General features: G+C 66.0%; 23 protein-coding genes, 1 other RNA gene and 1 pseudogene. 15 read left to right on the plus strand and 10 right to left on the minus strand.

From position 1 onward, the window contains the following. Positions 1-3 precede the first annotated feature (3 nt). The 9 genes from AC06DU_RS14435 to rapZ all read left to right on the plus strand — a co-directional run bounded on the left by AC06DU_RS14435 (position 4) and on the right by rapZ (position 6,562). The gene (locus tag AC06DU_RS14435) at positions 4-552 is read left to right on the plus strand and encodes a KdsC family phosphatase (protein ID WP_024938741.1); all 549 of its coding nucleotides are present in this window, start codon (positions 4-6) and stop codon (positions 550-552) included. Further along, positions 549-1,124, plus strand: a complete 576-nt coding sequence (gene lptC, locus AC06DU_RS14440; protein WP_039526175.1) for an LPS export ABC transporter periplasmic protein LptC — start codon at positions 549-551, stop codon at positions 1,122-1,124. Before AC06DU_RS14435 ends, lptC begins: the two co-directional genes overlap by 4 nt. Further along, a complete protein-coding gene (lptA, locus tag AC06DU_RS14445; protein WP_104553050.1) occupies positions 1,102-1,662 on the plus strand; it encodes a lipopolysaccharide transport periplasmic protein LptA in 561 nt (186 codons plus the stop codon). The genes lptC and lptA overlap by 23 nt, the downstream gene beginning before the upstream one ends. After that, positions 1,662-2,381, plus strand: a complete 720-nt coding sequence (lptB, locus tag AC06DU_RS14450; RefSeq protein ID WP_016904606.1) for an LPS export ABC transporter ATP-binding protein — start codon at positions 1,662-1,664, stop codon at positions 2,379-2,381. The genes lptA and lptB overlap by 1 nt, the downstream gene beginning before the upstream one ends. 40 nt (positions 2,382-2,421) lie before the next feature. Beyond that, complete coding sequence (locus AC06DU_RS14455) at positions 2,422-3,861, plus strand: RNA polymerase factor sigma-54 (RefSeq protein ID WP_039519777.1); 1,440 nt, start codon at positions 2,422-2,424, stop codon at positions 3,859-3,861. A gap of 87 nt (positions 3,862-3,948) precedes the next feature. Next, a complete protein-coding gene (gene hpf / locus AC06DU_RS14460) occupies positions 3,949-4,266 on the plus strand; it encodes a ribosome hibernation-promoting factor, HPF/YfiA family (protein WP_016904608.1) in 318 nt (105 codons plus the stop codon). A gap of 21 nt (positions 4,267-4,287) precedes the next feature. Beyond that, positions 4,288-4,746, plus strand: a complete 459-nt coding sequence (locus AC06DU_RS14465; protein ID WP_026064839.1) for a PTS sugar transporter subunit IIA — start codon at positions 4,288-4,290, stop codon at positions 4,744-4,746. Further along, a complete protein-coding gene (hprK, locus tag AC06DU_RS14470; protein WP_016904610.1) occupies positions 4,743-5,693 on the plus strand; it encodes an HPr(Ser) kinase/phosphatase in 951 nt (316 codons plus the stop codon). The genes AC06DU_RS14465 and hprK overlap by 4 nt, the downstream gene beginning before the upstream one ends. Next, positions 5,690-6,562, plus strand: coding sequence for an RNase adapter RapZ (rapZ, locus tag AC06DU_RS14475; protein ID WP_024938736.1), 873 nt, complete (start codon positions 5,690-5,692; stop codon positions 6,560-6,562). The genes hprK and rapZ overlap by 4 nt, the downstream gene beginning before the upstream one ends. Positions 6,563-7,005: 443 nt before the next feature. On the opposite strand, the pseudogene AC06DU_RS14480 reads toward rapZ, so the two are convergent. Further along, a pseudogene (locus AC06DU_RS14480) lies at positions 7,006-7,257 on the minus strand (GNAT family N-acetyltransferase); the annotation flags it as partial. Between AC06DU_RS14480 and AC06DU_RS14485 the strand changes: the two are divergent. The 5 genes from AC06DU_RS14485 to AC06DU_RS14505 all read left to right on the plus strand — a co-directional run bounded on the left by AC06DU_RS14485 (position 7,147) and on the right by AC06DU_RS14505 (position 11,973). Continuing rightward, a complete protein-coding gene (locus tag AC06DU_RS14485) occupies positions 7,147-7,470 on the plus strand; it encodes a PTS sugar transporter subunit IIA (RefSeq protein ID WP_369920304.1) in 324 nt (107 codons plus the stop codon). The pseudogene AC06DU_RS14480 and the gene AC06DU_RS14485 sit on opposite strands and share 111 nt — an antisense overlap. After that, positions 7,463-7,732 (plus strand): HPr family phosphocarrier protein, encoded by a 270-nt coding sequence (locus tag AC06DU_RS14490; RefSeq protein ID WP_016904613.1) that lies wholly within the window; start codon positions 7,463-7,465, stop codon positions 7,730-7,732. The genes AC06DU_RS14485 and AC06DU_RS14490 overlap by 8 nt, the downstream gene beginning before the upstream one ends. Before the next feature lie 58 nt (positions 7,733-7,790). After that, complete coding sequence (gene ptsP, locus AC06DU_RS14495; protein WP_024938735.1) at positions 7,791-9,521, plus strand: phosphoenolpyruvate--protein phosphotransferase; 1,731 nt, start codon at positions 7,791-7,793, stop codon at positions 9,519-9,521. 143 nt (positions 9,522-9,664) lie between these two features. Next, on the plus strand, positions 9,665-11,026 hold the full coding sequence (gene mgtE / locus AC06DU_RS14500; protein ID WP_024938734.1) for a magnesium transporter: 1,362 nt from the start codon (positions 9,665-9,667) through the stop codon (positions 11,024-11,026). Positions 11,027-11,133: 107 nt separating this feature from the next. Next, positions 11,134-11,973: a carboxylesterase family protein gene (locus AC06DU_RS14505; RefSeq protein ID WP_478202696.1), complete on the plus strand. Its 840-nt coding sequence runs from the start codon at positions 11,134-11,136 to the stop codon at positions 11,971-11,973. Between the two features lie 37 nt (positions 11,974-12,010). Here the strand turns inward: AC06DU_RS14505 and cydB are convergent, their stop codons facing one another. The 9 genes from cydB to AC06DU_RS14550 all read right to left on the minus strand — a co-directional run bounded on the left by cydB (position 12,011) and on the right by AC06DU_RS14550 (position 21,915). Next, positions 12,011-13,027: a cytochrome d ubiquinol oxidase subunit II gene (gene cydB / locus AC06DU_RS14510; RefSeq protein ID WP_039519768.1), complete on the minus strand. Its 1,017-nt coding sequence runs from the start codon at positions 13,025-13,027 to the stop codon at positions 12,011-12,013. Continuing rightward, a complete protein-coding gene (locus tag AC06DU_RS14515) occupies positions 13,027-14,424 on the minus strand; it encodes a cytochrome ubiquinol oxidase subunit I (RefSeq protein ID WP_024938732.1) in 1,398 nt (465 codons plus the stop codon). The genes cydB and AC06DU_RS14515 overlap by 1 nt, the downstream gene beginning before the upstream one ends. 185 nt (positions 14,425-14,609) lie before the next feature. Next, positions 14,610-14,686, minus strand: a non-coding RNA gene (locus AC06DU_RS14520) — sX9 sRNA. A gap of 210 nt (positions 14,687-14,896) precedes the next feature. Continuing rightward, positions 14,897-16,126, minus strand: coding sequence for a dipeptidase (locus AC06DU_RS14525; protein ID WP_478202697.1), 1,230 nt, complete (start codon positions 16,124-16,126; stop codon positions 14,897-14,899). A gap of 31 nt (positions 16,127-16,157) precedes the next feature. Beyond that, positions 16,158-16,322: a hypothetical protein gene (locus tag AC06DU_RS14530; protein ID WP_478202698.1), complete on the minus strand. Its 165-nt coding sequence runs from the start codon at positions 16,320-16,322 to the stop codon at positions 16,158-16,160. An 88-nt stretch (positions 16,323-16,410) separates the two neighbouring features. Beyond that, entirely contained in the window at positions 16,411-17,799 is a 1,389-nt protein-coding gene (locus tag AC06DU_RS14535; protein ID WP_026064748.1) for an amino acid permease, read from the minus strand. Between the two features lie 259 nt (positions 17,800-18,058). Continuing rightward, positions 18,059-19,120, minus strand: coding sequence for a pectate lyase family protein (locus AC06DU_RS14540; protein WP_046343682.1), 1,062 nt, complete (start codon positions 19,118-19,120; stop codon positions 18,059-18,061). An 842-nt stretch (positions 19,121-19,962) separates the two neighbouring features. Next, a complete protein-coding gene (locus AC06DU_RS14545) occupies positions 19,963-20,904 on the minus strand; it encodes a proline iminopeptidase-family hydrolase (protein ID WP_039813374.1) in 942 nt (313 codons plus the stop codon). A gap of 246 nt (positions 20,905-21,150) precedes the next feature. After that, on the minus strand, positions 21,151-21,915 hold the full coding sequence (locus AC06DU_RS14550; RefSeq protein ID WP_478202699.1) for a LuxR family transcriptional regulator: 765 nt from the start codon (positions 21,913-21,915) through the stop codon (positions 21,151-21,153). Between the two features lie 195 nt (positions 21,916-22,110). Between AC06DU_RS14550 and AC06DU_RS14555 the strand changes: the two genes are divergently transcribed. Continuing rightward, a complete protein-coding gene (locus AC06DU_RS14555; RefSeq protein ID WP_478202700.1) occupies positions 22,111-23,496 on the plus strand; it encodes an APC family permease in 1,386 nt (461 codons plus the stop codon). Positions 23,497-23,911: the final 415 nt, after the last annotated feature.

Here is a 23,911-nt window from a genome sequence, read left to right on the forward strand (position 1 = left end):
CCGATGCCCTATTCCCCTCTGCAACACCTGCCCGCCGACATCACCGACCGCGCCGCGCGTATCCGCCTGGCCTGTTTCGACGTCGACGGCACCCTGACCGACGGCCGTCTTTATTACGACCATGCCGGTAACGAGAGCAAGTCGTTCAATGTGCTCGACGGTCAGGGGCTCAAGCAGCTCGACCATGCCGGCATCCATGTCGCGCTGATCACTGCGCGCGCCAGCCTGTCGGCGGAAAAGCGCGGCCAGGATCTGGGCCTGCACGTGCAGATCGGGGTCAAGAACAAGCGCCTGGCAGTGCTGGCCCTGTGCCAGGAGCACGGCCTGTCGCTGGACCAGGTGTTGTTCATGGGCGACGACCTGCCGGACCTGCCGGCCCTGCTGGCGGTCGGCCTGCCGGTGGCACCGGCCAACGCGCACCCGTGGATCGCCGAGCGCGTGCAGTGGCATACCCGGGCACGTGGCGGCGAAGGCGCCGCGCGCGAGGTCTGCGATGTGGTGCTGGCCGCGCAGGGCCAGGTCGAGGGCATCATCGAAAGGTTCTCCGCATGAGCTGGAACTGGCGCACCACCCTGGGCGTGGCGCTGTTCGCCGCCGCGGTGATTTCCGGCTGGTCGGCGTGGCAGCAGCGCGCGCGGCCGGTCGCCGCGGCGACGGACGATGCGCGCGCCGACTATGTGCTGCGCGACTTCGAACTGATTGCGCTGGACAAGGAAACCGGCAAGGAATCGATGACGCTGCGCGCGCCCGAGATGCATCGCAACCGCGCCGATCGCACTTCCGAAGTCACCACCCCGGTGTTCCTGCTGCCTGACAACACCAATCAACCGTGGACGCTGCGCTCCAAGACCGGCTGGATCAGCCCCACGGGCGACGAGCTGCGCCTGCGCGGCGATGTCGAGGGCGACAGCCCCACCGGCGGCGCGACCCCGCCGACCACGTTCCGCACCCAGAGCCTGGACGTGTTCCCGAAGCAGAACCTCGCCAAGACCGCGGCCCCGGTGAGCATGAGCCGGCCGGGTATCATGCAGAGCGGGGTCGGCTTCGAGGCCGATCTCAAATCACGCCAGTACAAGCTCCTTTCCCAGGTCAAGACCCGCTATGAACCGAATGCTGCCCGCTAAACTGGCGTTTGCCGCGCTGCTGCTGCCCGCCCTTGCGATGGCCAAGACCAGCGACCGCAATCAGCCGATGGCGATCGATTCCAATGCCAACGATTGCAACATGCTCGACGACAGCGGCAAGTGCCGCTTCAGCGGCAATGTGGTGATCACCCAGGGCACGCTGGAAATCCACGCCGACACCGCCGACATCTTCCAGAAGAACGGCCAGACCGACCGCGTCGTGCTGACCGGCAAGCAGGCCACGCTGAAGCAGCAGATGGACGATGGCGCGATGATGAACGGCCAGGCCGACAACATCGAGTACCAGGTCGCCAACGAAGTCATCGTGCTGACCGGCAATTACAAGGTCGACTCGCCCAAGGGCACCAACGCCGGTCAGCGCATGGTCTACAACACCAAGACCGGCAATATGCAGAGCGGCGGCGACGGCAGCCGCGTGCGCACGATCATCCAGCCCAAGACCTCAGCGCCGGCGGCAGCAGCGCCTGCGGCGACGCCGGCCGCCAAGCCCGCGGCCAAGCCGCAGGGGAAGAAGTAATGCTGGTCGCCACCGGTCTGCGCAAGAAGTACAAGCAACGCGAAGTGGTCAAGGAATTCGGCCTCACGCTCGAGGCCGGTGAGGTGGTCGGCCTGCTCGGCCCCAACGGTGCCGGCAAGACCACCTGCTTCTACATGATCGTCGGCCTGGTCGAGGCCGATGCCGGGCGTATCGAGCTGGACGGCCGCGACCTCACCGCCGAACCGATGTACGCCCGCGCCAAGCTCGGTGTCGGCTATCTGCCGCAGGAGCCGTCGATCTTCCGCAAGCTCACCGTGGCCGACAACATCCGCCTGGTGCTGGAGCTGCGCGAAGAGCTGGATGGCGCCGGCCGCGAGAAGGAACTGGTCTCGCTGCTGGAAGAACTGCAGATCACCCATGTGGCCGACCAACTCGGCGCCAGCCTGTCCGGCGGCGAGCGGCGGCGCTGCGAGATCGCGCGGGCGCTGGCGGCCAAGCCGCGCATGATGCTGCTCGACGAACCCTTTGCCGGTGTCGATCCGATTTCGGTCGGCGAGATCCAGCGCATCATCATCCACCTCAAGGAACGCGGCATCGGCGTGCTGATCACCGATCACAACGTGCGCGAAACCTTGGGAATCTGCGACCGCGCGTATATTCTCGCCGAGGGGGGCGTGCTGGCGCAGGGGGCACCAGATGCGCTGCTAGCCAATCCCGACGTCCGTCGCGTGTATCTGGGGGAAACTTTCCGCCTTTGAGCGCGTCGCCGCGCCATCGATTCTTCCAGTCAGTGCCCGCATGAAAGCCCGGCTCCAGACATCGCTAGGACAGCAGTTGGTCATGACGCCGCAGTTGCGTCAGGCGATCAAGCTATTGCAGATGTCCACCACCGAGCTGGAACTGGAAATCGCCGAAGCGGTGGAGACCAATCCGCTGCTGGAATGGGCCGACGAGGCCGCGCATGCGGCCAACGAGCTGCCGGTGGACGCGTCGTCGGCCGCCTCCACCGACGACACCCCGCGTGAGGAACCGGCACCGGCCGAGCGCGATGACGACTGGTCGCAGGACGAACTGCAGTGGACCGGCTCGGGCAGCGGCGGCAGCTTCGACGACGACGAGTCCGGCGATGCCGCCGAGCGCGTGGCCGAATCCGAAACCCTGGCCGACCACCTGCTGTGGCAGCTGCACCTGTCCCCGCTGTCGCCACGCGACCGCCAGATCGGCGCGCTGCTGATCGATGCGCTGGATGAGGACGGCTACCTGCGCGAGCCGCTGTCGGCGATTCTGGAAACGCTGGCGCTCGGTGCGGCGGTGGACGAGGCCGAAGTGCTGACCGTGCTGCACCAGATCCAGCGCTTCGACCCGGTCGGCGTGGGTGCGCGCACTCTTGGCGAATGCCTGGCACTGCAGCTGGCGGTGCTCGACCCGGCCACTCCGGGGCGCGAGCTGGCGCTGCAGATCGTCGCCGGCCCGCTGGAGCGCCTGCCGCGCAGCGGCGTGGCCGGCCTGGCGCACGAACTCAAGCGCTCCACCGCCGATGTCGAGCAGGCGGTCCAGCTGGTGCGCTCGCTGGACCCGCGCCCGGGCAAGCAGATCGGCGACCTGTCGCAGGACACCTACGTGGTGCCGGACTGCGTGATCTGGCGCCAGCGCGGCGTTTGGCGGGCCTCGCTGGCCGGCCGCGCGCAGCCCAAGGTCACCATCCACCGCGGTTACGAGAACCTGATCCGCAGTTGCGGCGAGTCCGACGCCGGCTACCTGCGCGGCCAGCTGCAGGAGGCGCGCTGGCTGCTCAAGAGCCTGGAGGCGCGCGGCGAGACCCTGCTGCGGGTGGTGCGCTGCCTGCTGCAGCACCAGGCCGGGTTCCTGGAATTCGGCGCGCAGGCCCTGCGCCCGCTGACCCTGCGCGAGATCGCTGGCGAGCTCGGCCTGCACGAATCCACCATTTCCCGCGCGATCGCGCGGAAATACGTGCGCACCCCGCGCGGCACCATCGCGCTGCGCTCGTTCTTCGCCTCCGGCATCGACACCGACAGCGGCGGCGAGGCTTCCAGCACCGCCATCCAGGCCATGATCCGGCGCCTGATCGAGGCGGAAAACCCGCGCAAACCGCTGTCCGACGCCAAGTTGGCCGATCTGCTGAAAACTTCCGGCGTACCAGTGGCGCGGCGCACCGTTGCGAAGTATCGTGAGGCCATGAACATTTCCGCCTCCCACGAACGCGTCCGTATCGCCTGACGTTGCACCCACCGCAACGCCGGCCTGCGCCGGGTGAGTCGGAGCACCGGAAAGGTTCATTGGCCCACCGACCAATGGAGGTATCCGATGCGTATCGAGACGTATGGCCACCAGCTTGAAGTGACCCCCGCGCTGCGGGAGTACGTGGCAAGCAAGCTGCAGCGACTGCAGCGCCATTTCGACCAGCACTGTGAAGTCCGAACCCAGCTGGCCGTTCGCAAGCCAGACCATCACGTGGTCGCCACCGTCAACCTTCCCGGTCGCACTCTGCACGCAGATGCCAGCGGCTCCAGCATGTATGCGGCCATCGACCTGCTGGTCGACAAGCTCGACCGCCTGGTGCTCAAGCACAAGGAAAAGAAATGTAACCACCATGCACGCGAGGTGCGCGACAATCCCGCATGACGCTTCCCGCTTGATGCCCTCATGCCTTTAACCGATCTGATGGCGGCCGTGCGCACCGTGGTGTCGCCGGCCGCCGATCGCGACACCGTCCTGCATGCCGCCGCCGACCTGCTGTCCTGCCGCCAGGCCGGTGCCGACGAGCTCTACGCCAACCTATGCGAACGCGAGGCCCTGGGCAGCACCGCCATCGGCCACGGCATCGCCATCCCGCACGGGCGCTGCCCCAACCTCACCGAGCCGCGTGGCGCATTGCTGCGCTTGGACACCCCGGTGGCCTTCGGTGGCGACGAGCCGGTGGACCTGATCTTTGCGATGGCGGTGCCTGCGCACTACACCCACCAGCATCTGATGCTGCTGTCGGAACTGGCCGAGCGGTTTTCCGACGCGGACTTCCGTCAGCAGTTGCGCGCCGCCCCCAATGCCGACGCCTTGATGGCGCTGCTCACCGACGCACCGCCAGCACAGGCCAGCGCCGCATGAATACCAGCATCACCGCACGCGAACTGTTCGACCAGCAACGCGACAAGCTGGCGCTGCGCTGGGTGGCGGGCCAGAAAGGCGAGCACCGCGAGATCGAGGCCGGCAGCAACAACGCACGCCGCCCGTCGCTGGCCGGCTATCTCAATGTGATCTATCCCAACAAGGTGCAGATCCTGGGCACCGAAGAGCTGGCCTGGCTGGATTCGCTGGATGCGCGGCAACGCTGGGAAACCATCGAAAAGATCATCCAGGTGCAGCCGCTGGCGCTGGCGATCAGCAAGAACCAGTCCTGCCCGGAAGACCTGCGCGCGGCCGCCGACGAATCCAACACGCCGCTGTGGATCTCGCCCAAGCGCGGCCACGAGTTGCTCAATCACCTCTCCTACCACCTGGCGCGCACGCTGGCGCCGCGGGTCACGCTGCATGGCGTGTTCATGGAGATCTATTCGATCGGCGTGCTGATCACCGGCGAGGCCGGTTCGGGCAAGAGCGAGCTGGCGCTGGAGCTGCTCAGCCGCGGTCACCGGCTGGTGGCCGACGACGCGCCCGAGTTTACCCAGATCGCCCCCGACGTACTCGACGGCACCTGCCCGGAACTGCTGCAGGACCTGCTGGAAGTGCGCGGCCTGGGCGTATTGAACGTGCGCGACATGTTCGGCGACACCGCGGTGAAGAAGAACAAGTACCTGCGCCTGATCGTGCACCTGACCCGCCCGATGACCGAGCCCACCCCGTCCGGCTACGAACGCCTGACCGGCGATTCCGGCAGCCGGCACGTGCTGGATCTGGACGTGCCGCTGATCACCCTGCCGGTGATGCCCGGGCGCAATCTGGCGGTGCTGACCGAAGCGGCCACGCGCCTGCATATCCTGCGCACCAAGGGCATCGACCCGGCGGCGATGTTCATCGCCCGCCACAGCAACCTGCTGGAGCGACGCACGCCATGAGTACCGCGCCCTCCACGTTGATGATCGTGAGCGGGCTGTCCGGCTCGGGCAAATCGGTCGCGTTGAAGACCTTCGAGGATCTGGACTACTACTGTTCGGACAACCTGCCGGTGGAGCTGCTGCCGGATTTCGTGCGCAGCCGCCTGCGCGGCAATCCGCTCGGCGACCAGCGCCTGGCGGTGGGCATCGATGTACGCAGCCGCAGCGACCTGACCCAGCTGGCGCAATGGCGCCAGGCCGCGCAGGAATACGGCATCGAGGCGCGGCTGCTGTTTTTCGAGGCCGGCGACGAGGCGCTGATCAAGCGCTACGCCGATACCCGCCGCCGCCACCCGCTCAGCCATCTCGGCCTGGCCTTGCCGGAAGCGATCACCCGCGAGCGACAGTTGACCGAACCGCTGCGCACGCAGGCCGATGCCATCATCGACACCAGCGCGCTCAACGTGCACCAGCTGCGTCGCCGCGTGGTCACCGAGTTCGCGCTCGGCAGCAGCGACCGGCTGTCGCTGCTGTTCGAATCGTTCGCCTACAAACGCGGCGTGCCGGCCGAGGCCGACTTCGTGTTCGATGCGCGCGTCCTGCCCAATCCGCATTGGGACCCGGAACTGCGCCCGCTGACCGGCCGCGATGCCGGCGTACGCGAGTATCTGGACAAGGAACCGGACGTGGTGCGCTACAGCGCGCAGATCGTGGACCTGCTCGACACCTGGCTGCCACGGCTGCGCAACGACACCCGCAGCTACGTGACCATCGCCTTCGGCTGCACCGGCGGCAAGCACCGCTCGGTGTATCTGGCCGAACGCATGGCGCGGCATGCGCGCGAGCAGGGCTGGCCGGAGGTGGCGACGTTTCATCGTGAGCAGGATTGAAGGGCTGGGATTGGGGAATCGGGAATCGTCAAAGCGGTGTCATGCGGCTTGGAATGTGCGAACGGTCGATGACAGCTGTGCTTTGAAGCTTGGCCTTGCGGGTTGGCCTCGGCATCGGGTCCCTGCCCCACGCTTGCTGTCGAGGGTTTGATCTTGGTGGCTCATTTGGAGCTGCAGGGCGTCCTTGTCACTGCTGCTTCCCTGTCTTGCTGCGGGCGCAGATTGTTCGGCCTGGCGCAGGCATTGGGTCTGCGGGAAAAACTTTTGATCGGTGCATTCGTCTGCGCGTTCTGATCGGGGACTGCCTGGCAAGTGCGCGCTGCAGCGTTCGCTTGTGATGCGGTTCGCATCGGCAGACTGCGGGCGTCGCGATCATTGCCATGCGGGCAGCGGCGCGCTTGCTGCATGCAGTGCACGCGACACGCTGCAGCGGTCCTAAACGGCTATTCATTTCGCAACACATCGGTGCCGGCAGACGCTATCGCGCGGTCATGCCGACCTGTTAACGTTTCGGCATGGCCTGTGGCATTCTCCTCATTACTCATCCCGGCATCGGCGCGGCGTTGTTGAACGTGGCGACGGGGCTGTTGCGGCAGTTGCCGCTGAAGACCGAAGCGTTCGATGTGCCGCTCGATGCAGACCTGGACGCCTTGTTGCCCCAGGCCTCGTCGGCGATGCGACGGGTCGACAGCGGCGACGGCGTGCTGGTCATGACCGACCTGTACGGCGCCAGCCCCAGCAATCTCGCCAGCCGGTTGGCAAAGCTCGGCACGCCGGTTCGCCGGGTGTCCGCGCTCAGCCTGCCGATGCTGCTGCGGGTGATGAACTACCCCGAACAAGGATTGCAGGAGCTGCCCGCCACCGCGGCGGCAGGCACCCGCAACGGAGCGATCATCGACGATGCTTGAACGCGAACTCATAGTTTCCAACCGACTCGGACTGCATGCGCGGGCAACCGCCAAGCTGGTGCAGACGCTGTCGTCCTATCGCAGCAACGCCACCCTGGCGGCCAAGGGCCGCGAGGTGAATGCCAAGAGCATCATGGGCGTGATGCTGCTGGCCGCCGGCCAGGGCACCAGCGTGGTGGTGCGGCTGGATGGCGAGGACGAAGCGCAAGCGCTGCAGGCGCTGGTGGACCTGTTCGAGCGTCGTTTCGACGAGGACAGCTGAGCATGCGCCGCGTCGGTGCGGGGCTGACCGACAGGGCGCGTCCGCGCCAGGGCCGCACATGAGCCTGCGTTTGCGTGGACATGCCGCCTCGCGCGGCAACGCACTCGGACGCGCGCGCGTGCGCCAGAGCCACACGCTGGAAGTGGCCGAGCAACGCGTGCCCGCCAGCCAGGTGGAAACCCAGCTGCAGCGTCTGCACGTGGCGATCGAGGCAGCACGCACCGAGATGCAGCAGCTGCGCGACCGCCTGCATGGCGCGCTTGCGCGCGAGGTCGGCGAGTTCCTCGAACTGCATGCGCTGCTGCTCGACGACCCAGAGCTGCTGCAAGGCCTGGACGAGTTGATCCGCACCCACCGCTACAGCGCCGACTACGCCTTGCGCGTGCAGCGCGACCGGTTGGCGGCGGTGTTCGACGGCATGGAGGACGCCTACCTCAAGAGCCGCATGGACGACCTGGATCACGTCATCGGCCGCATCCATGCGTTCTTGCACAAGCGTGCGCCCGACCTCAAGGGCGTGGCCGGCGAGATCCTGGTCTGCGACAACGTGGCGCCGTCGGAGCTGGCGCAGCTGCAGGCGCAAGGGGTGGTCGGCATCGTCACCACCGCCGGCAGCGCGCTGTCGCACAGCGCGATCCTGGCGCGCAGCCTGCACCTGCCGCTGGTGGTGGGGGTGAGCGATGCGGTCCAGCGGATCGACGATGGCGACGTGTTGATCGTCGATGCCGGCTCCGGCCAGGTGATCGTCGACCCCAAGCCCGAGCATCTGCGCGACTACCGCGAGCGCCTGCGCGCGCTGGCCAAGGAACAGCGCGAACTCGGACGGCTGCGCTCCAAACCCACGCGCACACGCGACAACGTCGATATCACGCTGCTGGCCAATGCCGAATCGCTGGAGGACGTGGCCAGGGCGCACGCGCTCGGCGCCAGCGGCCTTGGCCTGTATCGCACCGAGTTCCTGTTCCTGCAGCGCAGCGAGTTGCCGGACGAAGAAGAACAGTTCCACACCTATCGCGACACCGTGCTGGGCATGAGCGGGCGACCGGTCACCATCCGCACCCTGGATCTGGGCGCGGACAAGGCCGACCGCACCGGCCTGACCTTGAGCGATGAGGACAACCCGGCGCTGGGCTTGCGCGGGGTGCGGTTGTCGCTGGCCCGCCCTGCGGTGGCGCAGGCGCAGTTGCGCGCGATCCTGCGCGCCTCCGGCTACGGACCGGTGCGCATCCTGGTGCCGATGGTCAGCGGCCGCGAGGAAGTCCAGCTGCTGCGCCGGCAGATCAAGAAGCTGGCCGCGCAATTGCGCGAACAAGGCCACGAGATCGCCGAGCACATTCCGCTGGGCGCGATGATCGAAGTGCCGGCTGCGGCCCTGGCGCTGGACTGCTTTATCGACGACATCGACTTCCTGTCGATCGGTACCAACGATCTGGTGCAGTACCTGCTCGCGGTGGATCGCAACAACGAGGCATTGGGCGAGCTGTATTCGCCGTTGCATCCGGCGGTGCTGCGCCTGATCGCGCAGGTGATCGCCACCGGGCGCGCGTACGCCAAGCCGGTGGCGGTGTGCGGCGAGATCGCGGGCGACCCGCGCTTCGTGCCGATGTTGCTGGCGCTGGGGCTCACCGAGTTCAGCCTGCATCCGGCCACGCTGCTGGAAGTGCGCCGTGCGGTGCGCGACATCCACCTGGGCGAGTTGCGCGTGCAGGGCGACAAGCTGCTGCGCGCGCGCGACCGCAAAGGTATCGAGAAGTGGCTGACTACCGTCGCGCAGGGCCTGGCGCGCTGAGCGATCGCGTCATCGCGCAGGCGATGTTCTAACGCGTTGCGAGCGGCACTGTATGTTTCGTCACCGTGCGCAAGCGATAATGCCGTGCTGACTCAGCAGCGCGTCTTCCATCGGGACGTGTCCACTCTTCCAGGGAGCCGCGCATGGCCGAAGCCGTCCGCCACGACAAGACCGCGCGCCAGCTGCGACTGCTGTCCGATGCGCTCGATAGCGGACGCCTGGGCCCGGTACGCCGGCTGGTCAATACGCTGGCGCCGGCGGAGATCGGCAACCTGCTGGAGTCGCTGCCGCCCGGCAAGCGCGAAGTGGTGTGGGGGCTGGTCGACCCGGAAGACGACGGCGAAGTGCTGCTGCATGTCGGCGATGAAGTGCGCGAAAGCCTGCTGGCCGACATGGACACCGACGAGATCGTCGCCGCGGTCGAAGACCTCGACATCGACGATCTGGCCAATCTGGTCGAAGACCTGCCCGACACCGTCATCGACGAAGTGCTCAAGTCGATGGACCGCGAGAACCGCGAGCGGCTCGAACAGGTGCTGTCGTACCCGGAGGACACTGCCGGCCGCCTGATGAATCCGGACGTGGTGACGGTGCGCGCCGACGTCAATGTCGATGTGGTGCTGCGCTATCTGCGCCTGCGCGGCGAGCTGCCCGACCACACCGATCACCTGTATGTGGTGAGCCGGCGCCACCAGTACCTGGGCCGCGTGTCACTGGCCGCGCTGGTCACTCATGAGGACAGCACGCCGGTCAATCGCCTGATCGACGACGAACAACCGGCGATCGATGTCGGCGATGGCTCCGACGAGGTCGCACGGCGCTTCTCGGACCACGACTGGATCTCCGCGCCGGTGGTGGACGACAACAACATCCTGCTCGGCCGCATCACCATCGACGACGTGGTCGACATCATCCGCGAACAGGCCGAACACCAGGCCATGAGCGCGGCCGGTCTGGACGAGGACGAGGACATGTTCAGCCCGGCGCGGCGCGCCTTCCGCCGCCGCCTGATCTGGCTGGGCATCAACCTGTGCACCGCGTTCATTGCGTCCAGTGTGGTCAGCCGGTTCGAAGGCACGATCGAGAAGCTGGTGGCGCTGGCGGCGTTGATGCCGATCGTCGCCGGCATGGGCGGCAACGCCGGCACCCAGGTGCTGGCCCTGATGGTGCGCGGCCTGGCGCTGGGCCAGATCGGCTCTTCCAACGTGATGACCCTGCTCAAGAAGGAGCTCACCGTCGCGCTGATCAACGGCCTGGTACTGGGCGTGGGCCTGGGCCTGATCGTGCTGGCCTGGTTCCAGCAGCCGATGCTGTCGCTGGTGATCGGCACCGCGCTGACCTTGAACATGCTCACCGCCGCATTCGGCGGGGTGCTGGTCCCGGTGACGCTGAAACGCCTTGGCTTCGATCCGGCATTGGCCGGCGGGGTGATCCTGACCACGCTGACCGACGTGATGGGGTTCCTGAGCTTCCTCGGCCTGGCGACGCTGATCCTGCTGCCGTAGTCGCCGTGTCGGGCCGTTGCGATCAACGTTGCACCGAGCACACCGCAGCGACAATCAGATGAATATTCGACAGAAATCGCCGCAATGCGACATGCCAGCACAGCTGCATGCGGCGATACTGCGGGTATGTCATCGGTCAGGGGGTGTGCGTGATCCGTCGTTGTCTTGCTCTTGCGATTCTTGCGCTGCTGCTGGCCGGCTGTTCCAGCATGGCTGAGCGCCACCACGACGGGCGCCGCGGCCATTTCGTCACCCGCACGCTGCAGCTGGAAGGACGGCTCTACCGCTATCAGGTGTTCGTGCCGACCTCCAAGGCGCCGCAACCACGCCCCATCGTGCTGTTCCTGCATGGCTCGGGCGAACGCGGCGACAACGGGCGCGATCAGGCCGAAGTGGGCGTCGGGCCTTACCTGAGCGAACACACCGCCGAGTTCCCGGCGCTGGTGGTGCTGCCGCAGGTGCCCGATGACGAGGAGTGGCTGGGCATCAATGCACGCATGGCGATCGCCGCGCTGGATGCGGCCAGCGCCGAATTCGGTGCCGACCCGCAGCGCACCTATCTCACCGGCATCTCGATGGGCGGCTATGGCGCCTGGGAAATCGGCCTGATGCAGCCGCAGCGCTTTGCCGCGATTGTGCCGATCTGCGGTGCGCTCAAGGCGCCACGCGATGAGCGTCGCACGCTCTACGTCAGCCTGGTGGCCAAGGAAGCCGACCCGTACACCGCTGCGGTCACCCAGCTCAAACACGTGCCGATCTGGATGTTCCATGGCGCCAAGGACGACTCGGTGCCACCGCATGACGACCGTGCGCTGTACCGCGCCGCCAAGGGCATCGGCGCCAACGTGCGCTACAGCGAATATCCGGACGGCAACCACAACGCCTGGGATGCGACCTACGCAGACCCGGCGATGTGGGAGTGGATGTTCAAGCAACGCCTGCGCTGAGCGGGCGGCGCATTGCACCGATGCGGCCTGCGCCCGCTCAGTGGTGATAGCCGGTATCGGCGGTGATCTTGCCGCGGAACACGCGGTACGACCACACCGTGTAGCCCAGGATCAGCGGCAGCAGCACCACCAAACCGATCAGTGCGAACAGCTGCGACGACGGCGGCGCGGCGGCCTGCCAGATGGTGTAGACCGGCGGCACCAGATACGGCCACATGCCCAGCACCAGGCCGAGGAAACCGAGCACGAACAGGCCCATCGCCAGCAGGAACGGCGGCGTATCCGGCCGCCCCGCTTCGGTGCAACGCCAGAGCGCGAAGCCGACGATGGCGACCAGCACCGGCACCGGCATCAGCCACAGGTAATGCGCACCGCTGAACCAGCGGTCCATCACATGCGATTGCAGCGACGGCAACCACGCACTGACCAGGCCGATGAAGATCAGCACGCTGATGGTCAGCGGCCGGCTCAACTGCCGCGCGAGCTGCTGCACATGACCTTCGGTCTTGAGGATCAGCCAGGTGCTGCCGAGCAGCGCGTAGCCGAACACCAGCGCCGCGCCGGTCAGCATCGCGAACGGACTGAACCAACCCCAGATGCCGCCGACATAGCGGTCGTCTTCGATCGGCAGGCCCTGCACCAGCGCGCCCAGGATCACGCCCTGCGCAAACGTGGCCAGGATCGAGCCGGCAGCGAAGGCATTGCTCCACAGCCGCCGCGAGCGATGCGCCTTGAAGCGGAACTCGAACGCCACGCCGCGGAACACCAGCGCCATCACCATCAACAGCACCGGCAGATACAGCGCCGACAGGATCACCGCATACGCCTTGGGAAACGCCGCCAGCAGCCCTGCCCCGCCCAGCACCAGCCAGGTCTCGTTGCCGTCCCAGATCGGCGCGGCGGTATTCATCATCAGATCCAGCTGCGCTTCGTCCTTGCGGAACGGCGCCAGGATGCCGATGCCGAGCACGAAGCCGTCCAGCACCACGTACATCAGCACCCCGAAGCCGATCACCGCGAACCACGCCACCGGCAATACGCTGCTCATGTCCATCATGCGGCTCCGTCGATCGGTTCGTCGGCCGCCGACAGCGGCCGCGCCGGGGTGTGTTCGCCGTGGTCAAGCTGCGGCGCGTCATGCGGGGTCGGGCCGATCTTGCCGATCTTGACCAGGTACCAGATGCCCCAGCCGAACACGAACGCATAGCCGACCACGTACACCGCCAGCGAGATTGCGGTCATCAGCGTCGATTGCGGGCCCACGGCATCGGCAGTGCGCAACAGGCCATAGACCACATACGGCTGCCGCCCCATCTCGGTGACGAACCAGCCCGACACCAGCGCGATGAAGCCGCTCGGCAACATCCAGCGCCAGGTCGCCAGCAACCAGCGCCACTGCAGCAACTTGCCGCGCCACCAGGCGAACGCCGAGACCCAGGCCACCAGCAGCATCAACGAGCCCAGCCCGACCATGATGCGGAAGGCGAAGAACACCGGCAGCACCGGCGGGCGATCGGCCGCCGGCACCGAGGTCAGCGGCGCGATGCTGCCTTCCGCACTGTGGGTCAGGATCAGGCTGCCCAGGCGCGGGATCGCCACCTCGTAATCGTTGCGCTCGGCCTGCGCATTGGGCAGCGCGAACAGCACCAGCGGAAACCCCTTGCCCTGGCCTTCGTCATGCCAGTGCGCTTCCATCGCCGCGATCTTCATCGGCTGGTGCTTGAGCGTGTTCAAGCCATGCATGTCGCCGACGAAGATCTGCAGCGGCACGGTGATCGCCGCGAAGGCCACCGCCAGCTTGAGCATGCGCAGCCCGGCCTCGCGGTGCACGCCGCGATGCAGATACCACGCCCCCACCGCACCGACCACGAAGCAGGTGGTGATGAACGAGCCCAGCGCCATATGCGCAAGCCGGTACGGGAACGAGGGGTTGAAGATGATCTTCAGCCACGCCACCGGATGCACGATGCCGTTGACCACCTCATAGCCGGCCGGGGTCTGCAGCCAGCTGTTGGACGACAGGATCCAGAACGTGGAAAACAGCGTGCCCAGCGCCACCATGCAGGTCGCCAGGAAATGCAGGCGCTCGGAGATGCGCCCCCAGCCGAACATCATCACGCCCAGGAAGCTGGCTTCGAGGAAGAACGCGGTCAGCACCTCGTAGCTCAGCAACGGGCCGATCACGCTGCCGGCGATCCGGCTCAGCTCCGGCCAGTTGGCCCCGAACTGGAAGGCCATCACGATGCCGCTGACCACGCCCATGCCGAACGACACCGCGAAGATCTTCTGCCAGAAGAAATACAGCTCGCGCCACACCGGCAGCCGGGTGCGCAGCCAGCGCCATTCGAGAAATGCCAGCAGGCTGGACAGCCCGATGGTGAACGCGGGAAACAGCACGTGGAATGCGATGACGAATCCGAACTGGATCCGCGATAACAGCAAGGCATCCATGGAGAATCCTCCAGGAAAAAGATGGGGCAGCATCAGCGCACAGGCTGCAGGTCGATTGCCGAACACCAGTGCCGGTCGATCGCGACCTGTGCGCTACGGGATCATGATAAGGACGGTCGTGCTCGTTCCCGATGCGACACGGCGTCGCATCTGCGGCAAATTGCCGCGCTTGTGCAGCCAGCAGCGACCCACAACCCGCCGCGGGTGGTCGTCAGGTGGGTGCGGACGGCGCGCCCGGAACCGCAGCGCAGGCGTGGCTCATGCCGATTCGTAGCACCGGCCGCGCCTGCCTGACGTTGTAGCCTTGTTGGCCCTCTCGGCGATGCTACACCCGGTGTGCACTGCAGCGCGCATTCCTTGCACGCAGACGCGTTACGCACAGCGATGCACCCGGCTATCCCAGGTACACCGGCACGCGATGGAGGGTCGCCGCGCTCCCCCACCGCACCCGCACGCAAGTCGCCGGAAAACGCTACGGCCGCACCCGCTCCCAGATCCGCAGGAAATTGCCGCTATACACATCGACGATGCGTTGCGTGGGCCAGCCGGCATCCAGCATCGCCTGCGTGAGCCTGGGCAGATCCGCGCCGCTGCGCAGACCGGTCGGCAGGCTGGAAATGCCGCCATCGAAATCGCTGCCGAAACTCAGGTGCTTCCACGGATCCTCGACGATCTCCATGGCGGCGATCTGTCGGGCGAAGGCTTCGTAGTAGCCGACGACAAAGGCGAGATCGGCATCCATGTTCGGCTTGCCGTCGGCCAGATAGGCATGTTGCAGAAAGTACGGCGCCAGGATGACGCTGATGCAGCCACCGGTCTGGACGATGGCGCGGATCGCCGCGTCGTCGAGCCCGCGGTCGAGATGACGCGACGGCCGCGTTTCGGCGCCACGGGTGACGCTGCGCGAGGCGGCATGCGAGGCGAAGGCCGGCACGTTGCGACGGACGCAGATGGCGCAGGCATCGAGGACGCCCTGGCTCGAGGTATGCGAAAGATCCACCAGCAGTCCGGCATCGATGCAGCGCTCCACGACCTTGCGGCCGAATTCCGACAGCCCCGCCCCTTCGATCCCGCGCCACGGATTGAGCGGCGCATAGCCGGCCTGGGAGATGTCGGTATGGCTGAAATGGTTGAGCGTCACATAGGCGGCGCCGGCGCTGGCAGCGATGTCCAGGCGCTCCAGCCGCAGCGCCTGGCTGCGGACTCCGCGTGGGCCGAGCATATGCGCACCCTCCAGCGACAGGATGGCGCAGCAAAGACCCTCGGCCCGAACCGCGCGCAGCTCGGCGGCGCTGCGTGCCAGCCGCATCCGACCCTTGCTCGCGGCCACCATCTCCTCGACATAGCGCTGATGCTCCACCCAGTTGTTCCAGGGGTCGAGAAACGGCGCGCCGAAGAGGTTCTCCCACAACGCGTGGGCGCTGAAGCAGGCAGCGCCGTAGCCGCCGGCCAGAAAGTCCGGGCCGCTGACGTGGTACATCAGCGGTTGGTTGCGACCTCTTGGCGAGGTCCTGGACATCAGCCAGAGGATCAGCGAGCGTCGATGCGCTTTCCAGTCGCCCTTCCAGTAATCGAAGCCACCCAGGCGCGACAGATACAGGGAGTCCAGATGCGTATCGACCGGATAGGCCAGCGCATGCACTGCCTCCAGGGTGCGGGCGGCAGGCAAGGCAGCAGAATTCTCGGACGAAACGGCATGCATGCACGAACCCCGGCGATGATTGCTGAAACAATCAAGGAATGAAGCGATGCATTTTCATCGTCGCGCGCTGGCGCGCCGATGATTCCAGCCAACCGATGCAACGAACAGAATCGGCCAAATGACAGTAGCCGAGCTGGATCGGCAGATCCAGCCACTCGCCTGTCTGATGGCAGCGAAACCGCAAGACTGCTTGCATGTTCTCGCTTCGACGGTGTGCAACAGCGCAGTGCAGCCGCATTTGCGCCGCTGGACGATCACGCACTCAGCCGCGTTGACCTACACGTTCATGTCCGCGCACGCACGCGTCGCGCCACTTCGCTGACCACGGCGATGAAGACAGTCAGACCGACCATCGACAGGAACTGCGCGCGGGTGTCCGCCGAAGACGCCAGCAGCACGAAGATCACCGCCAGGATCGCCAGGGCCAGCAGGGTCAGAAACGGATAACCCCGCATGCGGAACGGCAACGCGATGCCGGCGCGGTCGGCGCGTGCGCGCAGGATCAGCTGCGACAGCAGCGAGATCGTCCACACCAGCAGGCAGGTGGCGCCGACGATGTTGAGCAGCATCGGCAACACCTTGTTGGGGTACAGCAGTTCCAGCGCGGCTGCGGCAAATCCGAACAGCACGCTGGCGATGACCGCCACCAGCGGCACCTGCTCGCCGCTGGTCCTGCCAAGCAGCCGTGGCGCTTCGCCGCGCTGCGCCAGTGAAAAGATCATCCGCGAGGCGCCGTACAGATTGGCATTGAGCGCCGACAGCAAGGCCACCACGGCGACCAGGGTGATGGCGGTGGCCGCGCCGGGAATGCGCGCCACCTCCAGCACGGCGGCAAACGGCGAGCTGAGCGCCGCGCTGGTCCACGGCACCACCGCCACGATCACGCTGATCGAGCCGATGTAGAACACCAGGATGCGCCAGGCCACGGTGCGAATCGTGCGTGCCAGGCTGCGGCCCGGGTCGGCGGTTTCCGCCGCAGCCACTGCGACGATTTCCGTGCCGCCGAAGGCGAACACCACCACCAGCAACGCCGAGCCGATGCCGGCCAGCCCCTTGGGTGCGAATCCGCCGTTCTGGGTGAAGTTGGACAGCCCCGGCGACACCACGCCGGGCAACCAGCCGGCCAGCAGGGCCACACCGATCAGCAGGAACACCACGATCGCAACAACCTTGAGGATGGCGAACCAGAATTCGAACTCGCCGAAATTGCGCACGCCGAGCAGATTGATCGCCGTGAAGGTGGCCATGAACACCACCGCCAGCAACGGCACCGACAATGCCGGCCATACCGAGGCGAGCAGGCCCGCCGCGCCGACCGCCTCGGCGGCGATCACCACCACGATCTGCAGCCACCACAACCAGCCCACCGTCGCACCAGCGGTCGGCCCCATCGCGTCGGCTGCGTATACCGAAAACGCACCGCTGGCCGGCTTGGACGCGGCCATTTCGCCCAGCGCGTTCATCACGATGATCACCAGCGCTCCGGCGATCAGGTACGACACCAGCACTGCCGGCCCCGCCGCGTGGATCCCCACGCCCGAGCCCAGAAACAGCCCGGCGCCGATCGCCGTGCCCAGGCCCATCATCATCAATTGCCGCGGTTTCAGCGCGTGGCGCAAGGTGGGCGCGGCGGACGGAGCGTGCTCAGCAACGGGATCGGTTGGAAGCGGCATGGACAGGCTTGCATGGATGGGATCGCGACACGATACCGCGTCGCGGCGCCTGCCGCGCCTCTTGACGCCAGCGCCGGAGCGAGGTCGATCAACCTTGGGGGGCGCTTGCCTGCATCCACCGCCAGGGATTCACCGCCACGTGCAACCACCGGTGGCCGCCGTGCCTTGCCGCGAACCGGCCAGGCGCGAACCAGCTGCATCCCACAGACAAGAATCCCCGGCCAGGCCGGGGATCCATGTGACCGCACCCTGTTGCCGCTTACTCGGCCAGGTTGGTGCCCGCACCGGCGGTGGCGATCACCTTGGCCTTGACCTGTGCGGCCGGGGTGATGCTGTAGGTGTAGCCCAGCGGTTCCGGGAACACCTTGGTGGTGATCCAGTTGGTGGCGTTGGCGTACGGCTTGCTGCCATCCGGGGTGCCCCAGGTGATGCCGCTGCCGACGTAGTTGTTGATCAGGTCCCAGTAGCCGATCTCGCTGCTGTCGCGCGAGGTCACCGGGTTCTTGATGTTCTCGAAGTAGTTGGACTCGATCTTGGCCACCCCGCCCATGCGCACGTTGATGCCCGAGGTGGTGACGTTGTTGAAGTAGTTGTTGTAGATGTGGCTCAGTCCACGCCGTTGCAACGGCACGCGCGATTCGACGTTCTCGAAGCGGTTGTGGTGATAGGTGGTGCGCGCAGCCGAATTCTTGGTGTCGCTGTCGCTGTATCCGTTGAGCGCGACCTTCTGGTAGTTGTAGACGTGGTTGTAGGACACGGTGACGTGATGGACGCCCTTCTTCATGTCGATGCCGCCATCGAAAGACGCATCGCCGGCGCCCGAGCACTTGGTCAAGGAGGCGAACACGGTGTTGTGGTCGACCCAGATCTTGGACGGCGAGCCGCTGGAATTGCCTTCCAGCGAGATCGAGTCGGCATCTTCACCGCCCTGCAGCAGGCCGATGGTCATGTTCTGGATGATGACGTTGCTGGAGTTGCCCACCACCCAAAGCCCGAAGTTGGCCGACGAGCCGTTGGCCCCCTTGATGGTGATGTTGCTCTTGTTCTTGATCTGCACGGTCTTGGCCGGCAACTTCCACTGCGCGCAGACGTCCTTGATGCTGCTGAAGTCGAACTTGCCGGTGTAGTTGAGCACCAACCCGCCGCTGCCGGAATAACTGTCGATCGCAGCCTGCATCGCCTCGAAGGTGGTCACGGTGACCGGTGTTTTGTTGCCGCCGCCGGTGGTGCCGGCACCGTACCCGACCGGGCCGGCGATGGCGCCCGCAGCGCAGGCGGACAGGGCAAGCGCAACTGCGCCCTGAAATGTCTTGATGATCATGCAGCCTCTCCCAAAGTGTGGAAAAGCGATGCGTGCTGCCTGCGCCGGAGCGACGACAACAGCAAAGCGGTGCGTGGGGGCCGCATTCTTCGCGCGATTTAAAACATAAAACAATTATCCATCACTGAAACTTTGACGCACCACGGTGTTCTCCGTGCAGGACATGCAAAAGAGACAGCACGAGACACCCGGGACAGGACACCATTGTGGCGTGCACGGTGTTTTGCTCTGTATGCAGATGTGTTTTTCATGCATGCAAACGCAGGCCGATGCCGGTTTGCTCACGCGCGCGTTCGACCGCAGTTGCTGGTGGCAAATGCGTTTTCTAGGCATCGAAGTGCGACACGCAATGCTGCGCGGCGGTCACTGCACACGAACGTGTGTTGTGAGCATCATTGGTGCGTAGCAGCAGCGTCATCGCAGGCCCATGCGGTTTGCGAGGTTTGTGTGGTTTGTGTGGTTTGTGTGGTTTACGCCACGTCAGATGGTGCTTTGCAGAAGACGATGCGTGCTTGCGCTTTTGGCGCAATCGCGGCGGTTCGCGAGCGCTGGCGCTACGCCCAGCCTCTCAAAGATGTCAGGCCGCTTCGGTCCGACCACGTGTGCGTCAGGTGGTGTTCGACCGTAGCTGGCAATCCGCATTGGATGTGTCGGCTCAACGACACGCGGTTGAGGCACAGCTGCGTGTATCAACACGACTGCTCTTCACGACCACTCTTCGAACCTTGCTCGCACGATGCGCAAGCAAGGCAGCGCATGCTCAATCGCGACGCGTCGCAGCTGCGCACCGCAGCCGGGCACGCTCAGCTTCACGGCACTTACATACACCCCACCCCATCCACTCAAACAGCGCGGCTGGCCTGCAGGGAGGCATGCACCAGCTGCTCGCCGGGCCACGGCGTCTGGTCGTCGAGGAAGTTGCCGACCAGGCGCATGCACGCCGGGCGTTCTTCCACATGTGGCATATGGCTGGAATTGGCGAACACATGCCACCGCGCGTCCGGAATCAGGCGTGCGTACGGCTCCACCGTTTCCGGTGTGGCCTCATCGTACTTGCCCGACAGCACCAGCGTGGGCGCGTTGATGCGATGCAGGCGCTCGATGATGCTCCAGTTGCGCAGGCTGCCGACCACGTGGAATTCGGTCGGGCCGTTCATGGCGTGATACACGGTCGGGTCGGCATCGATGGCGGCGAAGGTGCGCGCCACTTCGGCAGGCCACGGCAGCACGCGGCAGACGTGCTGGGCGTAGAACACCTGGCTTGCGGCGCGATAGGCCGGGTCGTCCAGGGTGCCGGCTGCCTCGTGCGCGTCCAGCGCCGCCTGGATGTCCTCGGGCAGGCGCGCACGCAGCCGCAGCGCCGCAGCGCGCCACAGGCCCATCGATGCCGGGGAGTTGGCGATCACCAGCGCACGCAGGCCGGCCGGCCGCCGCACCGCATGCTCGGCCGCCAGCATCCCGCCCCAGGACTGCCCGAGCAGCGCGTATTGCGACAGCCCCAACTGCGTGATCAGGGCCTGCAACTCGTCCAGAAACAGCCCCACCGTCCAGAAACCGGGGTCTGCATCGGGAAGATGGGTGGACTTGCCGTTGCCGAGCTGGTCGTAATGGATCACCGCGCGGCCATTGGCCGCCAGGTCCTTGAAGCTGTCCACATAGTCGTGGGTGCAGCCGGGGCCGCCGTGCAGCACGATCAGCGGGCAGGCGTCGCTGCGCAGGTCGCCGGTGATGCGGTACCAGGTCCGGTACCCACGAAATTCGACGTAACCCTCGGTGGACTGCATGACCTGCGCCTGCTAACGGCAAGAATGAGCGCCGAGCCTAGCGAGGCAACCGCCGCGCGTTAACTGGCAAAACTCCCAGGTTCGTGGCGCGTTCGAAGCTCGGAGCCGGCTGCTCGCGCGGCCGGGCGCATCATCGGTCGCCAGGACGGGCACCAACCCGTGCAGCGATTGCGCCTGCCGATCGCAAACTTTCGCTGCAGGGAAATCGCCTATCGCGGCGTGTCGCCGCAGCCGAGCACGCCGGGCTTACGGCTCCAGCAATCGATAGTGCATGCCGCGCACGACGGCCTCGACGCGATTGCGCGCACCCAGCTTGCGCGCTGCCGAGTTCAGATGCAGGTTCACCGTGGCGGTGGAACGGTTGAGCGCAGCGGCGATGCTCTTGGCTGTCAGCCCTTTTGCCGAATACTGCAGGCATTCGCGCTCGCGGCGGGTCAGCGCGATGTGGTGGCAGCGGCGTTCCTGCGGATCGAGCAGTTCCTGCGCGCGTGCCTGGAAGGTATGCGCCAGCAGCAGGAATGGCGACAGCTGCGCTTCGGCCAGCCGTGGCGCCTCGGCCGCGACCGCATCGACCGCAGCGCTGAATGTCGCGAACGCTCCACCCGGCAGGTGCAGGGGCACGGTGACACCGGTTCCCATACCGCTATCGCACAGATAACGCGTGACCTGCCGATGCTGGCTGCCGACGTATTCCACGCCCTCCATCTCGCCGTCGCTGCGGTAGGACCACACGAATGGCGTAGTGCGGCGCGTCGCACGCTGCTGCACCGGGTCGTGCTGGTAATAGCCGTGCTCGCACCAGATGTGCTGCATGTCGCCCGGCGCATTGCGCTGCATGAACACCGACGGGGTGATCAATGCCCCTTCCAGGCTCAGCGGGACTGGTGCGTAGTCGTAGACCAGGGACTGGAAGCCCAGCCCGCAGACGTCGGAAAACACCCGGTCCAGGCAGGCATTGAGCGTGTGCAGCGCCTGCAGGTCGCGGCCCAGGCTGGCCAGAATGTCGAACATGTGGGGTCCTTCGGTGTCGACGTACGCCGCTGGATGACATCCGGCATGGAAAACCTAGCATTTTTACCAATGGATGGGCTTGGCGGCCACATTATCGTCACAATGCCGGTCAGCTGGCTGCACTGCAGCATCGACGTGCAGACGCTCCCACGGCGCCTGCGTCGCGACTCGGCATCCCTTTCAGCGGACACCTGCATGACCGACACCCCCCGCCGCAACGATGCGACCGCGCTGGAACGCTTTGGCTACACCCAGGAGCTCAAGCGGCAGCTGACGCTCAAGGACCTGCTGATCTATGGGCTGGTATTCATGGTGCCGACGGCGCCGTTCTCCATTTTCGGCGGCGTGTTCGACATCAGCGCCGGGATGGTGCCGCTGACCTATCTGCTCGGCTTCGTGGCGATGCTGTTCACCGCGTTGAGCTACCAGCAGATGTCGCAGGCGTTTCCGGTCGCCGGCTCGGTGTATGCGTATGTGGGACGCGGTCTGAGCAGCGGCATGGGCTTTCTGGCCGGCTGGGCGATCCTGCTGGATTATCTGCTGGTGCCCACCCTGCTCTACGTGGTCGGCGCCAACGCCATGCACAACGTATTGCCGGCGCTGCCGCAGCCGGCGTGGATCGCCTTCTTCGTGGTGCTCAACACGCTGGTCAACCTGCGCGGCATTGAAACCACCGCGCGTGCCAATCGCTTCTTCCTCTACGCGCAGCTGGTGGTGCTGGCGGTGTTCGTGGTGCTGGCCAGCCTGGCGATCCAGCGTGGCGTCAATGGTGCGCACTGGAACCTGCGTCCGTTCTACAACCCGCAGGCCTTTTCGCCGCAGCTGATCTTCAGCGCCTTGTCGGTGGCGGTGGTGTCGTTCCTGGGCTTCGATGCGATCTCCACGCTGTCCGAAGAAGCCCGTGGCGGCAACCGCGTGGTCGGGCGCGCGACCCTGCTGGCGCTGTTGCTGGTGGCCGGCTTGTTCGTGCTGCAGACCTGGCTGGCCGCGCTGCTGCAGCCCACCCTGCAACGCTATCCCGACGCGCAGGCCTCCAACGATGCGTTCTTCGAGATCGGGCGCCTGATCGCCGGGCCGTGGTTGCAGATCGTCATTGCACTCACGGTCGCGATCAGTGCGGCGATCGCCAACGCGTTGGTGGCGCAGGCCGCCACCTCGCGCCTGTTGTTCGCCATGGCGCGCGACCGCCAGCTGCCGGCCTTTCTGCGCTACATCCATCCACGCACCGGCGTGCCGCAGCGCGCCATCCTGCTGGTGGCAGGCCTGAGCATGGTGCTGGGCGAAGTCTTCGTCGGACAGATCGCGCTGCTGTCCTCGTTGTGCAATGTCGGCGCACTGACCGCCTTCATCCTGTTGCACGTGGCGGTGCTGTGGCATTTCCGCGGGCAGGGCCGCCGCGTGCTGTTGCATGTCGCCACGCCGTTGATCGGCATCGTGATCCTGGCCTATGTGCTGATCAATGCCGACCAGCATGCGCAACTCGGCGGCACGGCCTGGATGGTGGTCGGGCTTGCAGTGTTGGCGTTTTTGAAAGCCAACGGTCGCTCGACCGACTTCCGCGCCAGCGACGCGTTGGAATAATTCGTCGCGAGCCAATGTGCAGACCTTGCTGCTGGCTGCCGGCGTGCGGCGACATGCCTGCTTGCAGGGACGTAGCGCGCGCTTGTCAAAGCCCGCCAAGGTTATGCGCGCTCGCCATCCCGCATGCAGCGTAGCTACCTGCATCGCCTGACAGCTTGATCAAGGCGGCGCTGCCGGTGCACTGCGCGATCGCAGTTGCCGCAGGCAAAGCAGCTTACGTGTTGCAGACGATTCCTGGATGCGGCGCTGCGGCGCCACGCATGTGCGTGTTCGTCTGCGCAAGACCACTGGCAAGTCGTGCATACGTCGACTGCTGCATGCAAAACACGATGATCTTTTTATCGACTGCCAATCTCTGAACGGGATTTTCAGCACATATTCAGCTTTAAACATTCGCTAGTCTCGTTCGGCGCCA

It is taken from the genome of Xanthomonas sp. NCPPB 3200 (genome assembly GCF_056393585.1).